Source organism: Nocardiopsis sp. M1B1 (assembly GCF_052466615.1).
The window spans coordinates 6,526,041-6,540,589 of the sequence record NZ_CP196194.1 but is presented as its reverse complement, the minus strand read 5'-3'; the positions used below and the strand labels follow the sequence as shown (position 1 = coordinate 6,540,589).

Below are 14,549 nucleotides of genomic sequence, written 5' to 3'. Positions count from 1 at the left end.
CACGCGTCGCCGACAGTTGAGCCGACGCGGCCACGCCACCGGGCGCGTTCGAGAACGCGTCGCCACCCCCTGATCCCGGCCACACGGCCCCCGCGCACCATCGCGTCCGGGGACGCACACGCGTACGGGGTAGACCAAGGAGCGACCGATGACCGTGACCGTCGAGAACGAAGGCGGGGGCTCGTCGTCGGCGTACGCCTCCGGCACAGCCCTCCTGCCCTCTCCGCGGACACCGCGGCCCGGGGCGGGCCGGGACAGGTTCCTGGACGTCATCCGGCTGTTCGTGATGGCTCTGGTGGTCATGCAGCACTGGTGGCTGCCGGTCCTGGTCCACGAACCCGGCTCCTTCGAGGCGGGCAGCGTCCTGTCCACCGAGGGCGGCTTCGTGCTGACGTGGGTCGTCCAGGTCATGCCGCTGATCTTCTTCGTCGGGGGCGCGGCCAACCTCATCAGCTGGCGCTCGGCCTCGGGCCGGGGCATGTCCGCGTCGGACTGGTTCGCGCGCAGACTGCGCAGACTCGCCTGGCCGGTGGTGCCGCTGGCGGCCCTGTGGATCGTCGCCTCCCACCTGCTGGTCCTGGGCGGCGCACCGGCCCAGGCGGTCCTGGTGGGCGCCGAGGCCGCGGGCATGGTGCTGTGGTTCCTCGCCGTGTACGTGCTGGTGGTCGTGTCCACCCCGCTGCTGGTGCGGGCCCAGGAGCTCTTCGGCTGGTGGGTCCCGATCGCCCTGCTGGCCGCCGCCGCGGCCGTGGACCTGACCCGCTTCTCGACCGGCGCGGACTGGGTCGGCTACCTCAACGTGGCCTTCGTGTGGCTGGGCGTGCACCAGCTGGGGTTCCGCTACGCGACGGGGACGATCCGCCTGCGCTACGCCGCGGGGATGGTGGCGGGCGGCGCGGCCGCCGCGCTGGCCCTGACGACGTTCGGCCCCTACTCGCTCAACATGACGGGCGTGTTCGCCACGGAGTCCTCCAACGTGTCCCCGCCCACCCTGGTGCTCGCCGCCATGGGCGTGCTGCAGATCGGCGTCGCGATGCTGCTGCGCGAGCGGATCAGCGCCTGGTCGGAGCGCCCGGGCCCGGCGCGTCTGCTGGACCGGATCTGCCCGCAGCTGATGACGGTCTACCTGTGGCACATGCTGCCGCTCAGCGTGGTGGCGGGCGTGCTGGTGTTCGGCCTGGGGATCGACACCCCCGAGCCGCTGACGGGCCTGTGGGTGCTGTGGGGCGTGCTGGGGCTGGTGGTCCTGGTGCCCCTGATCGTGCCGCTGGCGCACTGGGCGGTGCGGTTCGAGAACCCGCCGAAGGTGCTGAGCGGTTCCCCGGGCATGGTCCGCGTCCTGGCCGCCGCGGCGTTGGTCGGCGGAGGGATGCTGCTGCTGACGGTGTCCGGCCTGGGGCTCGGCGCGGGCCCGCTCCTCGGACTGCTCGCGGTGCTGTCGGGCGTGTTCCTGACGCGGGCTCCCCGGAGGAGCTGACCGCACCGCGCCCGGTCCGGGGGTGCCCCGGACCGGCCGCTCTCCCCGGTGCCCCGCGGGTCCGGGGCGCTACCGGTCCCCGTATCGGGTAGACCGAAGGACATGGACCCGACACGTATCGCCTTCGAAGAACGGGGGAGCGGCCGCCCCCTGGTCCTCCTCCACGGACTCGGGGACCGCCGCCAGAGCTGGACCGCCGTGATGCGGCGGCTCTCCGCCGACTACCGCGTCATCTGTGTGGACCTGCCGGGGTTCGGCGCCTCGCCGGGGCCCGGCCCCGACGAGCCCTACGACGTCCTCACCCTGACCGACGACATCCAGGAGTTCTGCCGCCTGCACGGGCTGGAGCGCCCGCACCTGGCGGGCAACTCGCTCGGCGGTTCGATCGCCCTCGAACTGGGGGTCCGGGGCCTGGCCGCGTCGGTGACGGTGTTCTCCCCGGCGGGGTTCTCCGACAGGCTCGCCCGGTGCGCGATACGCGGGGTCGGCGCGATCTCCCGCCTGGCCACGCACGTCCCGATGCGGGTCAAGGAGCGCCTGGCCAACACCGCCCCGGCCAGGACGGCCGCGCGGATCGCTCTGCGCGGCGACCCCTCGTCGCCCGAGGCCAAGGCGACCCGGTTCAGCGTCCGGGGCCTCCAGCAGGGCTCGCCCTACATCCGGCTCGTGCCGCGCATCGCCGAGTACGTCTTCACGGCGCGGCCGATCGAGTGCCCGGTCACCATCGCCTGGGGCGACCGCGACCGGACACTGCTGCCGTCCAGCGCCGCGCACGCCCACCACCGGGTGCCCAACGCGCGCATGGTCTCGCTGATCGGCAGCGGGCACATCCCCATGGCCGACGACCCGGTCACGGCCGCCGAGCACGTCCGGTGGACCTGCCGCGCCGCCGACCTGGGCAGCGCCAAGGCCGCCGCGCGCAACGCGGCCGGGCGCGTGACCAAGCCCGGCCCCCAGGACTGAGTCCGGTTCCCAGGGCGTGTTCGGTGGATGCTGCCCATCGCGAAGGGGTACTGCGCGCGAAGCGCGTCGGTTGAGGGTGGTGGAGGGCGACGGGCGGGAGCATCCAGTGCGGCTGTCGCAAGGCCGAAGAAGAACTGCCCCTACTGTGCCCGCCTCGCAAGCTCGGCAGTGTCACACAGCGGGGGCCCGGGTGAGGTCCTGTCGACTGATGAGAACGCCGCGAGAGTTGTGCTGGGGCGTCGCGCAGCAGGGTATGTGTCCGCCGGACACGCCCTAGCAGCTGAAACCGCCGTCGGTGCTGATCACCTGGCCGGTCACCCACGAGGCCTCGTCGGTGGTCAGCCAGGCCAGCAGCCTGGCCGGGTCGTCGGGCATGCCCACCCGCCCGGCCGGGAAGCCGGGCAGGACGCGGTGCATCAGCTCCTCGTCGATGTAGCCGGTCTGCACCGGGCCGGGGTCGACGGCGTTCACGGTGATGCCGCGCGGGCCCAGCTCGGCGGCGAGGGTCGGGGTGATCTGGGCCAGGACCGCCTTGGCCGACGCGTACGCCACCTCGCCGGGCATCGCCCCGCGGATCTGCCCGGAGGTCATGAACAGCACCCGGCCTCCGGGGCGCCCGTCGTGCCGCGCCGCGAAGGCCTGGGCGAGCAGGATCGGCGCGCGGGCGTCGACCGCCCAGTGCCCGTCGAGCATCTCCAGGGTCACCTCGGCCAGCGACGCGTCACCGCCGTTGCGCGCGTGGTTGGCCACCAGGACGTCCAGGTGCCCGAACTCGGCCGCGGTCGCCTCCACCACCCGCCGGGGCGCGTCGGGGTCGGCCATGTCCGCGCCGACGTCGGCCACGCGGGCGGCGGGGTCGCCGAGCACCGCGCGCACGCCGTCGAGCACGGCGGTGAGGTCGTCGCTGCCCCAGGGCAGCTCCGCGTCGTGCGGCTGGTGGTGGTGGACCATCACCGAGGCGCCGTACGCGGCGAGGCGGCGGGCCACGGCGTAGCCGATGCCGCCGCGCCTGCTCGCGCCGGTGACCAGGGCGGTCCTGCCGCGCAGGGGCAGGGGGTCACGGGACAGGGCGTCCCGGTCGGAGCGTTCGGGGGAGGAGCCGGAGTGGGCCATGGCGGGCCTGCCTTCTGCCGTGGACGGACGGGGGAGCCGACCGCGCCGAGGGCCCGGACGATCCCGGGAGCCGCGGTGCGCGGCGCCGGGGCGACTCTGGCAGGAGGGGTGGGGCGGCGCACCCGGTTTTCGACCTCCTCTCCGGAACCGCGTGTCCGGAATGTGCTGTCCCGGGAGTGATGGTGCGTTCTGTTGACCGGGCTCCCCGGTCTACCGCGGTGTCGAGTTCGCGGGATACCGTGGACCCGCTCACCGACGCCTTGAGGAGGCAGTGGATTGACACCATCGACACGACCGGCCCCGGGCATGCCCGAGTGGCTGCGCGAGGAGGAGCGGCGGCTGTACGGCTTCGCCGCGGGATCCGCCGTGTCCGACGGCTTCGGCTGGCTCGACGCGGACGGGCGTGTGGAGCGGGACCGGCCCGCCGCCGCCTGGATCACCGCGCGGATGACGCACGTGTTCTCCCTGGCCCACCTGCGGGGGGAGGCCGACGCGGGGCGGCTGGCCGACCACGGTGTGGCGGCCCTGGCGACGGGCCCCCTGCGCGACGCCCGGGACGGCGGCTGGTTCGACCGGGTGCCGGACGACACCGCGGGGGACTCTTCCCGGGAGCGCTCCCATGAGCTTCCGCGCAAGTCGGCCTACGAGCACGCGTTCGTGGTCCTGGCCGCCTCCAGCGCCACCCTCGCCGGCCGCCCGGGAGCGCGTGAGCTGCTCGACGACGCGCTGCGGGTGGTCGAGGAGCGCTTCTGGGAGGAGTCCGCGGGCGCCCTGCGCGAGAGCTGGGACAGCGGGTGGAACGCCACCGAGGACTACCGGGGCGCCAACAGCAACATGCACGCCGTGGAGGCCTTCCTGGCGGCGGCGGACGCCACCGGCGACGCCGTGTGGGCCCGCCGCGCGCTCTCCGTCGCCGAGCGCCTGATCCACGGCGTGGCCGCCGAGCACGACTGGCGCCTGCCCGAGCACTTCACCCCCGACTGGAAGCCCGTCCCGGACTACAACCGGGACCAGCCCGACCACCCCTTCCGCCCCTTCGGGAGCACCACCGGGCACCTGCTCGAATGGGCGCGCCTGCTGGTCCACCTGGAGGTCGCGCTCAGCCGTGCGGGCGACCCCGTCCCCGCGTGGCTGCGCACCGACGCCGAGACGCTGTTCGACCACGCCGTCCGGCGCGGCTGGGCCGTGGACGGCGCCGAGGGGTTCGTCTACACCCTCGACTGGCAGGACCGGCCGGTCGTGCGCGAGCGCATGCACTGGGTGGTGGCCGAGGCCGCCATGGCCGCCTGGGCGCTGGGGGAGCACACGGGCGGGGCCTCCTACACCGACCTGTACGAACGCTGGTGGGCCTACGCCGACCGGCACCACCTGGACCGCGAGCGCGGCAGTTGGCACCACGAGCTGGACCCGGACAACCGTCCGGCCGCGAGCGTGTGGCCGGGCAAGCCGGACGTCTACCACGCCTACCAGGCGGCACTCCTGCCCCAGGTCGGGCTGTCGGCCTCCATCGCGGCCGCCCTCCTGCCCGGCACCGACCAGAACTCCGGAGGAAACGCGTGACCACCGACAACGCAGGGGACGCGCAGGGCGTCCCGGCCGGAGGGACCGCGGGGGCCGGGCCCTCCCCCCGCCTCGTCGTGGTGGGCGAGAACGTCATGGACCTGCTGCCCACCCCCCACGGCCCCGACGTGCTCAAGGCGGCACCCGGCGGCGGTCCGGCCAACACGGCGGTGGCGGCGGCCCGGCTGGGCACGCCCACCCGGCTGCTCGCGCGGATCGGCGCGGACGGCTTCGGCGAGCTGATCCGCGAGCGCCTGCTCGGGGAGGGGCTGGACCCGGCGGGGCTGCTCCCGGCCCGGGAGCCGACGGCGCTGGCCCTGGCCACGCTCGGCCAGGACGGGTCGGCCCGCTACGACTTCCGCATGGACGACGCCGCCGACTGGCGCTGGCGCGCGGGGGAGCTGCCCGAGGAGCTGGAACCGGGGGTCCGCGCGCTGCACGCCGCGTCGATAGCGCTGTTCCGCGAGCCCGGCGCCACCCTGATCGAGGCGATGCTGCGCCGCGAGCACGGGCGCGGGCGGGTGACGCTCACCCTGGACCCCAACATCCGCCACGACGTCATCGGCGACCCCGTCACCGCGCGGGCGCTGGCCCTGCGGCACGCCGCGCAGGCGCACCTGGTGAAGGCGAGCGACGAGGACCTGGCGTTCCTGTACCCGGACCTGTCCCCGGTCCGGGCGGCCCACGCCGTCGCCGCGCTGGGCCCGGCGCTGGTGGTGGTGACCATGGGCGCCGACGGGGCCCTGGCGGTCTGCCGGGGCGAGGAGGTGGCGGTGGCCGCGCCGAGGACCGAGGTGGCCGACACCGTGGGCGCGGGCGACTCCTTCATGGGTGCCCTGCTGAACTGGCTGGACCGCCACGACCGGCTGGGGGAGGACCCGCGGGCCCGCCTCGCCGGACTGGACGGGGCGGACCTGGCGGACCTGCTGGGGTTCGCGGTCTCGGTCGCCGCGGTCACGGTGACCCGGGAGGGGGCGAATCCGCCCACCATGGCCGAGGTGGCGGGCGCGGACGGGAGCCCCGGGGGTCCGGGGAGCCCGGGAAGCCCGGAGGAGCTGGCCCGGCGGTAGACCCGGGGGCAGGCGGTGGCCCCGGGGGCGGTCGCCTGGGCCGGGCGGTGGCCGGATGCGGGCAGCACGACGTGGGAGGACCCTGGGGACCCCCCGTATCTCAGGAAACCGCGGATCCGGGGCGGGCGGTAGCCCCTGTGGACAACGGCGGCCCGCCCGCCTCAGGCGAGGCCCTCCCGCGTCTGGACCACGAGGTGGTCCACCACGTCGGCGAGGCTTCCCCGCCGGGCGTACACGGCGCGCTGGCGGGCCGCCCCGCTCCCGGCCGCGCGCACCCGGCCGAGCAGCGAGGAGGCCAGGTCGGCGTCGCCGTTGGCCAGCAGCCCGGGCAGCGCGGCGTGCAGCAGCCGTTCGGCGGCCGCGTGCCCGGGCAGCGCCTCACCGGTCAGCGGATCGGGCACCACGCCCTCCAGCCCGTCCCGGGCGGCCCGCCACACGGCGGCCCGCAGCGCCTGGTCGGGGATGCCCGGCGCGGGTATCCCGTAGCACACGTCGGTGAGCGCTCGACCGGTCAGGCCGCGGATCAGCAGGGCCAGCAGCAGCGCCTCCTCGGCGGTGGCGGCCACGTCGCTCACCCGGATCTCCAGCGTGGGCAGGTGGTCCGAGAGGCGGACGTCCCAGTAGACCATCCGCCGGTCCAGGATCGCCCCGGCGTCGGAGAGCGCCCGCACGGTCTGCTCGTGCTCGGCCAGGGAGCGCAGGAGCGGGGGAGGACCTGCCGAGGGCAGCCGGTTCCAGGCGACCGTGCGCCAGCTGGAGTAGCCGGTGTCGCGTCCGGCGTGGAACGGGGAGTTCGCCGACAGCGCCACCAGGAAGGGCAGCCACCGGCGCAGGTGGTTGCCCACCGCCACGGCGGTCTCCCGGTCGGGGACGCCCACGTGCACGTGGCAGCCGCACACCACGTGCGACTCGCGCAGCGCGCCGAAGTGCGCGGCGATGTCGGCGTAGCGGCGCCCCTCGCTGGTCCCCACCGAGGCCGGATCGCCCAGGACGGCGGTGCCGGAGGCGACGACGGCGAGCCCGGCCGCGCCCGCGGCGCGGTCCAGTTCCCCGCGCGCCGCGCGCAGGAAGCGCAGGGCCTCGTCCGCGTCGTCGCACACGGGGCTGTTGGCCTCCACCTGCGCGCGGGAGAACTCGCCGCACAGGTGGTCGCGCAGGACGCGGGTGTTGGCGAGAACCTCGGGTGCCCGGGACAGGATGAGGCGGGTGCCGGGGTCGACGACGAAGAACTCCTCCTCGACGCCGAAGGTCGGGGGCACGGTGCGGTTCCCGTCGCGGGCGCCGGCGGCCGCCAGTCGCCGAGTGTCGTGTGCTGCCGTGGAGCGGTTCTCCATGGGCGTCGGTCCCTCCCTGCCGTAGGGGCGCTCCCTCACGGGGGCGTCCCGGACTGGATATCCCCGTCGGGGGCGGTCGCGACAGTGTCCTGAAGAAGATAAAAAGCTATCCATGTGATCTTTTGTCCCGTTTGTCGGTATCGCGGGTGTGTCGTTGCGCGCACGTTACGGCTTGATAACCCTGCTCCCGGCCGGTGCGGGCGCCGGGGCGGCGCCGGGCCCCCTCCGCGGAGTGAGCACCGTCACTTTCCCCGACCGCGGAAACCCAGGTGGGCACCGCGATGCCCCGCCCGCGCACCCGTCCCGCGGGCACCGGGAGTACCCCTACCCAGGCCCGTCCCGCACGTCGCGTGCGACTCCGGGCGAGCATCGGTGAAACGACCAGTGTGGTCGCCCGCACCTGCCGCGACGGGGGCCCGCTGTGCGAATGTGTGCACGTGGCTGGCAGGAACACACAACCCCCCGTCACCCGCCTCCGAGGTCGTGACACGGAGCAGCGGGCCCTCTCCGACGCCCTGGACGACGCACGGTCCGGCCGGGGCGCCTCCCTGCTCCTCTCCGGCGGCCCCGGGCGCGGCAAGACGGCGCTCCTGGAGCACCTGAGCGGGTCCGCAGGTGGTTTCACCGTGCTCCGCGCGGACGGCGTCGCCGACGAGGCGGACCTGCCCCTCGCCGGACTCCAACGCCTCCTCCGCCCCCTCGCGCGGGAGACCGAGCGCCTTCCCGAGCCCCTGCGCGACCTCCTCCGCGACGCCCTGACCCGGGGAGCGGTCGCCGACGCCGACCGGCTCGCCCTCTACACCGGCCTGGTCGAACTGCTCTCCCTCGCCGCGGTCGACCGCCCCCTCCTGCTGTGCGTGGACGACGCGGACCGGCTCGACGCGCCCTCGCTGGACGCCCTGGCCTTCGTCGCCCGGCGCCTCGCCGGAACGCCCGTCGCCGCCGTCCTCGCCGCGCGCGAGGGCCGGGGCAAGCCCGCCGGGGCCCGGGCTTCCGGGACCGACGCCGAACCCCCTCCCGACGCCCTCGTCCCCGGTGTCACCGAACTCCCGCTCGCGCCCCTGGAGGAGCGGGCACTCCACGACATCCTCACCGACAGGGCCCCGGTCACCCCGGCCTCCGCCGTGCGCTCCGCCCTGGTCCGCGCCGCCCACGGCAACCCCGCCGCCGTCCTCGGCCTCCTGCGGGGGATGTCCCGGGCCCAGCTCCTGGGCGAGGAGCCCCTCCCCGACCCGCCGCGCCTGCCCGGCCGCCTGCGCGCCGGCCTCCTCGCCCCCTACCAGGGCCTCCCCGAACGGGCCCGCCACCTGCTGCTGCTCGCCGCCCTCGGCGACGAGCCCCGCGTCCACCGGCTGCTGGAGGCCTGTGGGGAACCCGGAACGAACGCCACCGGCCCCGGTTCCAGCGTTTCCGTGCCCGCACCCGGACCGACCGTCACCGACCTCGAACCCGCCGAGGAGCGGGGCCTCGTGCGGGTGGAGGGCGACACCGTCGTCTTCGCCGACCCCCTGACACGCGAGGCCATCGCCCAGGACGCCCCCGCCGGGCGGCTGCGCGCCGCGCACCGGGCCCTGGCCCGCGCCTGCGACCCCGGAACCTCGCCCGCGGAGTTCGTCCGCCACACCGCCTCGGGGGCCGACGCGCCCGACGCCGGGCTCGCCGAAGCCGCGACCGCCGCCGCCCGGCGCGTCAAGAGGGTCGAGGGCCGCCTCGCCGCCTCCCACGCCTACGAGCGCGCCGCCGACCTGTGCCCCGACCCCGACGAACGCGCCTGCCGACTGAACACGGCCTCCTACGAGGCCTACATGGCCGGGAGTTCGGCGCGCGCCACCCGGCTGCTCGCGCGGGCGCGACCCCTGGCGGTGTCGGACCGGCGGCGGGCGACCGCCGACCTCATCGACGCCCAGATCGCCATGCGCGGCGAGAACGCCATGGACGTCGCCGAACGCCTGCTCACCGTCGGCCGCGAACTCATCCCCCACGACCGCTCCCTGGCCCTGCGCGCCCTCGTGCGCTCGGCCGACGCCGCCTCCCTGGCCGGGGACGCCGTCCGCCACGGCCGGGCCGCCGAACTCGCCCTGCCCCTGGTCCGTCCGGACGACCCGGCGCCGATGCGCATGGTCGCATCCTTCCTGGAGGGCTGCGCGGTCTCCTTCCGCGGCGACTACCCCGGCTCCACCCCGCTGCTGCGCGAGGCCACCGGGCTGGCCGCGATCGCCAAGCCCTCCGAGCTGGTCTGGGCCGGCATCAGCGGCCTGCGCCTGGGCGACGCGCCGTTCGTGCGGTCGGTCACCTCACGCGCCGTCGAGGTCGGCCGACTGCGGGGAGAACGGGCCACCCTGCCCGCCGCCCTGGGCTTCCTGGTCTTCTCCGAGTTCTGGAGCGGACGCTTCCCCTCGGCCGCCGGGACCGCCCTGACCGGCCTGCGGGTCTCCCGCGAGACCGGCCAGACCGTGTGGGCCACCCAGCACCTGGCGTCCCTGGCGATGATCGCCGCCATCCAGGGCGACGTGGACACCTGCCGCATCCGGGCCCGCGCGGTCGCCGCCCAGGCGGGGGAGAACAGCCTCGGCCTGGCCGCCGCCCTGTCGGCGTGGGCGCTGGCCGTCCTGGAGCTGTCCCGGGGCAACGCCGCGGAGGCGTTCTTCCGGCTGCGCGCCCTGGTCCACGCCGCCCCCGGACACGGCCACCCCACCATGCGGCTGCTCACCGCCCCGCACTTCGTGGAGGCGGCGACCCGCATGGGCGAGACCGAGTGGGCGCGCACCTCCCTGGCCGGGTACCGGCGCTGGGCCGAGTCGGTGGGCAGCCCGAGCACGCTGGCCCTGGCCGCCCGGGGCTCGGGCCTGCTGGCCGCGGGCGACGAGGCCTGCGACCACTTCGAGAACGCGCTGGCCCTGCACCGGGTCTGCGGCGACGACGACGTCGAGCACGCGCGCACCCAGCTGCTGTTCGGCGCCCACCTGCGCCGGGCCCGCCTGCCCGGCCGGGCCCGTGAGCACCTGTACAACGCGCTGGAGACCTTCGAGCGCTTCGGGGCGCGGCTGTGGGTGCGCCAGACCCGCGCCGAGCTGCGCGCGATCGGGACCGCCGAACGCGGACCCGACCCCGTCTCCACCAGCGAACTGACCGCGCAACAGCAGCAGATCGCACGGCTGGTCGCCGAAGGGGCCACCAACCGCGAGGTGGCCGCCCACATGTTCATCAGCCCGCGCACGGTCGAGCACCACCTGCGCGGCATCTTCCGCAAGCTCAACATCAGGTCCCGCGTGGACCTGGCCCGCCTGTTCAACTGACCCCCCGGCCGACGACCGAGGCGCCGCCGGACACCCCCTTCATACCAACTGGTCGGTACGCCTCCGGTCGAAGAGAAAGGCAGCCAATGACGACGACCGCAACGGAGCACCTCCTGAGCGCTGACGGGGTGACCGTGCGCTTCGGGGGCCTCACCGCGCTCGACGACGTCGGACTCCGGGTCGCACCCGGGTCCGTGGTCGGCCTCATCGGCCCCAACGGAGCGGGCAAGACCACCCTGTTCAACGTCCTGTCCGGCGTCCTGCGCCCCACCGCCGGGACCATCACCTGGAAGGGCGCCCCGCCGCCCGGCCGCCGCCCCCACCACCTCGCCCGCGCGGGCATCGCCCGGACCTTCCAGGGCCTCAACCTCTTCCCGATGATGACGGTCCTGGACAACGTCGTCGCCGGGGCCGACCGCCTCGCCTCCGGAGGCCCGTTCTCACTGCTCACCGGCCTGGGACGGCACCACCGCGACGAACGGGAGCTGCGCGGGCGCGCCCTGGCCGCCCTGGAGCGCTTCGGGGTCGCCGAGCACGCCCACCGACTGCCCGCCACCCTGCCCTACGGCGTGCAGAAGCAGGTCGCCCTCGCGCGCGCCTGCGTGGGCGAACCCGAACTCCTCCTGCTCGACGAACCCGCCAGCGGGCTGTCGGGGGCGCAGATCGACGCCCTCGCCGACCGGATCCGCGGCTTCAGCCAGGACATGGCCGTCGTCCTCGTCGAGCACCACATGGACCTGGTCATGCGGGTATGCGACCACATCGTCGTGCTGAACTTCGGCCGGGTCATCTCCACCGGCACCCCCGCCGAGGTCCAGGCCGACCCCCTCGTCACCCAGGCCTACCTCGGCACCCCCGCGGACGCACCCGCGGACGCCCCCGCCCGGAACGCGGCAGCCCCCACGGACGCACCCGGCCGGGACACGGGAACCCCGGCCCGGGACACCGCCGCCTCCACCGACACCCCCGACGCCGGTCCCGGCGACGCGAACGGAGCCGCCCGATGACCGCCCCGCCCCTGCTGTCCGTCGAGGAGCTCAGCGCCTCCTACGGAGCCGTCCGCGCCCTGGACCGCGTGTCCCTCACCGTCCCCGCCAAGGGCGTGTGCGCCGTCCTCGGCGCCAACGGCGCGGGCAAGACCACCCTGCTGCGCACCCTCACCGGCCTCCACCCGGCCGCCTCCGGGCGCGTCCTGCTCGACGGCGAGGACATCACCCGCCTGCCCGCCGAGAAGGTCATCACCCGCGGCCTCGCCCACGTCCCCGAGGGCGGCGGCGTCATCGTCGAGCTCACCGTCGAGGAGAACCTGCGCCTGGGCGGGCTGTGGCGTTCCGACCGCCGCCGCGACTCCGCCATGGGCGAGGTCCTGGAGCTCTTCCCTCCCCTGGCCGAGCGGCGCGGCAGGCCCGCCAGCACCCTCTCCGGGGGCGAGCGCCAGATGCTCGCCATCGGCCGCGCCCTCATGGCCAGGCCCCGGGTGCTGCTGCTGGACGAGCCCTCGCTGGGCCTGGCGCCCCTGGTCACCAGGCAGATCTTCACCCTCCTGCGCGACCTGCGCGACCGCACCGGGCTCACCGTCGTCCTGGTCGAGCAGAACGCGGCCGGGGCGCTGTCGGTCACCGAGACCGGGTTCGTCCTCAACCAGGGACGCGTCGCGGTCGGGGGCGCCTCCGCCGACCTGCTCTCCGACGACCGCACGCGCCACGCCTACCTGGGCTTTTAGAGGAGTCCCCGCATGACCCACTTCATCAACCTGACCCTCAACGGGCTGGCGTCCGGAGCGGCTTACGCGGCGCTGGCGCTGTCCCTGGTGATCATCTACCAGGCCACCCGCCTGGTGAACTTCGCCCAGCCCGCGCTCGCCCTGGTCGCGGTCTACACGGCCTACACCGTCACCCAGCTCACCGGTTCGTACTGGCTCGGCTTCGCCGCCGCGCTCACCGCGGGCCTGGCCGCGGGCGCTCTGGTCGAGCGGTTCGTCATCCGGCCCATCGCCCGCGTCTCCCAGCTCAACGCCATCATCGTCACCCTCGGCCTCCTCCTGGTCGTCCAGGGGCTGGTCGGGATGGTCTGGGGCAACGAGCAGCACGGGTTCGGCTACGCGTTCAGCTACGTGGGCCGCTTCTCGCCCGCCAACGTGTTCGCCCTGGTGTCGGTCGGGGCCGTCGCGCTGCTGCTGTTCGCCCTGTACCGGTTCACCCCGCTGGGCCTGCGCATGCGCGCCGCCGCCTTCCACCCCGAGGCCGCCCGGCTCAGCGGCGTGCGGGTGGGCCTGATGCTCACCGCGGGGTGGGCGATCGCCTCCTTCATCGGCGCCCTGGCGGGCATGCTCGCCGGACCGCCGTTCATCTCCCCGAACGTGTTCGACGTCGTGTTCGTCTACGGCATCACCGCCGCCGTCATCGGAGGCCTGGACAACCCGTTCGGCGCCGTCCTCGGGGGGATGCTCATCGGCCTCGGGATGTCCTACGTGTCCGGCTACGCCGGGCCCGAACTGGCCACCCTCGCCGCCCTCGTCATCGTCGTCGCGGTGCTGAGCGTGCGCCCCGACGGCATCCTGTCCCGCCCGGCCGCGCGAAAGGTGTAGCGATGCCCTCACCCACCCGGCAGCGCGCGCAGCGCGCCACCGCCCCCCACCCCCCGAACCCGTCCGCCGCCCCCGGCGGCCGGTGGCGCGCCCTGCCCGCGCCGCTGCGCCACCTGCTCCTGGCCGCGCTCGGCCTCGCCGCCGTCACCGCGCTGCTGCTGGCCACCGGAGACCTCACCGCGCTGCGCGTGGCCGCCGTCGGCTACACCATGCTGGCCGTCGCCGGGCTGCAACTGCTCGTCGGCGGCAGCGGCCAGGTGTCCCTCGGCCACGGCGCGTTCATGATGATCGGCGCCTACACGATGGCGCTGCTGGTCCTGTACCAGCCCATGCTCCCCCTGGCGGTGAACCTGCTGCTCATCGTGGGGGTCTCCGCCGTCGCCGGGATCGCGGTCGGCGCCGCCACGGCACGCCTGCACGGCCCCTACCTGGCGGGGGCCACCCTCATCCTCGCCGTCGGCCTGCCCGGGCTGACCCACCGCTACCACGAGGTCCTCGGCGGCAGCAACGGCCTCAACATCCGCACGGCGGGCGCGCCGCCCCTCCTCCAGGGCCTGGTCACCGACAGCGAGTGGAAGGCCCTGGTCGTGTGGACCGCTGTGCTGCTCGGCCTGGCCGTGCTGGCCACCGTCTCCACCGGCCGCCTGGGCCGCCGCATGCGCGCCATCCGCGACGACGAGACCGCGGCCGCCATGGCCGGAATCCCGGTCGGCACGACGAAGGTGGTCGCGTTCGTCATCGCCTCGGCGGCGGGAGGCCTCGCGGGCGGCCTCCAGGCCTACGTGCTCGGCACCGCGACCCCCAGCACCTTCACCCTCGCGCTGTCGCTGACCCTGCTCGCGGCCCTCGTCCTGGGCGGCATCGGCAGCCTGTGGGGCGCGCTGTGGGCCGCGGTCGCCATCGTCTACCTGGAGGTCTGGGTCTCCGACCTGGCCGGAACCCTGGGCCTGAACCGCGACGCGGAGAACAACCTCCCGATCGTGTTCTTCGGCGTGGTCCTCATCCTCGTCCTGCGCTTCTGGCCCCTGGGAATCCACGGCGCGCTCCAGCGCCTGACCACACGCCTCGGACCCGCCGGGTCCGGACCCCGCTAGCCGGTGCCGGGGCGCCCGCCCGCCCGGCACCGCTCCACCCCCCACCCCCCGAGAA

Annotated in this window: 11 protein-coding genes; 9 read left to right on the top strand and 2 right to left on the bottom strand. The window is 75.2% G+C overall.

Going from position 1 to position 14,549, the window contains the following annotated elements:
• Positions 1–148 precede the first annotated feature (148 nt).
• Entirely contained in the window at positions 149–1,477 is a 1,329-nt protein-coding gene (locus tag ACSTA4_RS28385; protein ID WP_444961747.1) for an acyltransferase family protein, read from the top strand.
• Positions 1,478–1,579: 102 nt separating this feature from the next.
• Positions 1,580–2,440: an alpha/beta fold hydrolase gene (locus ACSTA4_RS28380; RefSeq protein WP_444961746.1), complete on the top strand. Its 861-nt coding sequence runs from the start codon at positions 1,580–1,582 to the stop codon at positions 2,438–2,440.
• 273 nt (positions 2,441–2,713) lie between these two features.
• Here the strand turns inward: ACSTA4_RS28380 and ACSTA4_RS28375 are convergent, their stop codons facing one another.
• Positions 2,714–3,553 carry an SDR family oxidoreductase gene (locus tag ACSTA4_RS28375; RefSeq protein WP_444961745.1) on the bottom strand — a complete coding sequence of 280 codons (840 nt, stop codon included), beginning with the start codon at positions 3,551–3,553 and terminating at the stop codon, positions 2,714–2,716.
• 276 nt (positions 3,554–3,829) lie between these two features.
• Between ACSTA4_RS28375 and ACSTA4_RS28370 the strand changes: the two genes are divergently transcribed.
• Both ACSTA4_RS28370 and ACSTA4_RS28365 read left to right on the top strand, forming a co-directional pair.
• The gene (locus tag ACSTA4_RS28370) at positions 3,830–5,113 is read left to right on the top strand and encodes an AGE family epimerase/isomerase (protein WP_444961744.1); all 1,284 of its coding nucleotides are present in this window, start codon (positions 3,830–3,832) and stop codon (positions 5,111–5,113) included.
• Entirely contained in the window at positions 5,110–6,183 is a 1,074-nt protein-coding gene (locus ACSTA4_RS28365) for a carbohydrate kinase family protein (RefSeq protein ID WP_444961743.1), read from the top strand. The genes ACSTA4_RS28370 and ACSTA4_RS28365 overlap by 4 nt, the downstream gene beginning before the upstream one ends.
• A gap of 161 nt (positions 6,184–6,344) precedes the next feature.
• Here the strand turns inward: ACSTA4_RS28365 and ACSTA4_RS28360 are convergent, their stop codons facing one another.
• The gene (locus ACSTA4_RS28360) at positions 6,345–7,517 is read right to left on the bottom strand and encodes a carboxylate-amine ligase (protein ID WP_444961742.1); all 1,173 of its coding nucleotides are present in this window, start codon (positions 7,515–7,517) and stop codon (positions 6,345–6,347) included.
• Positions 7,518–7,903: 386 nt separating this feature from the next.
• Between ACSTA4_RS28360 and ACSTA4_RS28355 the strand changes: the two genes are divergently transcribed.
• The 5 genes from ACSTA4_RS28355 (at position 7,904) to ACSTA4_RS28335 (ending at position 14,494) form a co-directional block, all read left to right on the top strand.
• Entirely contained in the window at positions 7,904–10,813 is a 2,910-nt protein-coding gene (locus tag ACSTA4_RS28355; RefSeq protein ID WP_444961741.1) for an AAA family ATPase, read from the top strand.
• 86 nt (positions 10,814–10,899) lie between these two features.
• Positions 10,900–11,820: an ABC transporter ATP-binding protein gene (locus ACSTA4_RS28350; RefSeq protein ID WP_444961740.1), complete on the top strand. Its 921-nt coding sequence runs from the start codon at positions 10,900–10,902 to the stop codon at positions 11,818–11,820.
• Positions 11,817–12,536, top strand: a complete 720-nt coding sequence (locus ACSTA4_RS28345; protein WP_212642283.1) for an ABC transporter ATP-binding protein — start codon at positions 11,817–11,819, stop codon at positions 12,534–12,536. The genes ACSTA4_RS28350 and ACSTA4_RS28345 overlap by 4 nt, the downstream gene beginning before the upstream one ends.
• A 12-nt stretch (positions 12,537–12,548) precedes the next feature.
• Entirely contained in the window at positions 12,549–13,400 is an 852-nt protein-coding gene (locus ACSTA4_RS28340; protein ID WP_017562488.1) for a branched-chain amino acid ABC transporter permease, read from the top strand.
• A 2-nt stretch (positions 13,401–13,402) separates the two neighbouring features.
• Positions 13,403–14,494: a branched-chain amino acid ABC transporter permease gene (locus ACSTA4_RS28335; protein WP_444961739.1), complete on the top strand. Its 1,092-nt coding sequence runs from the start codon at positions 13,403–13,405 to the stop codon at positions 14,492–14,494.
• Positions 14,495–14,549: the final 55 nt, after the last annotated feature.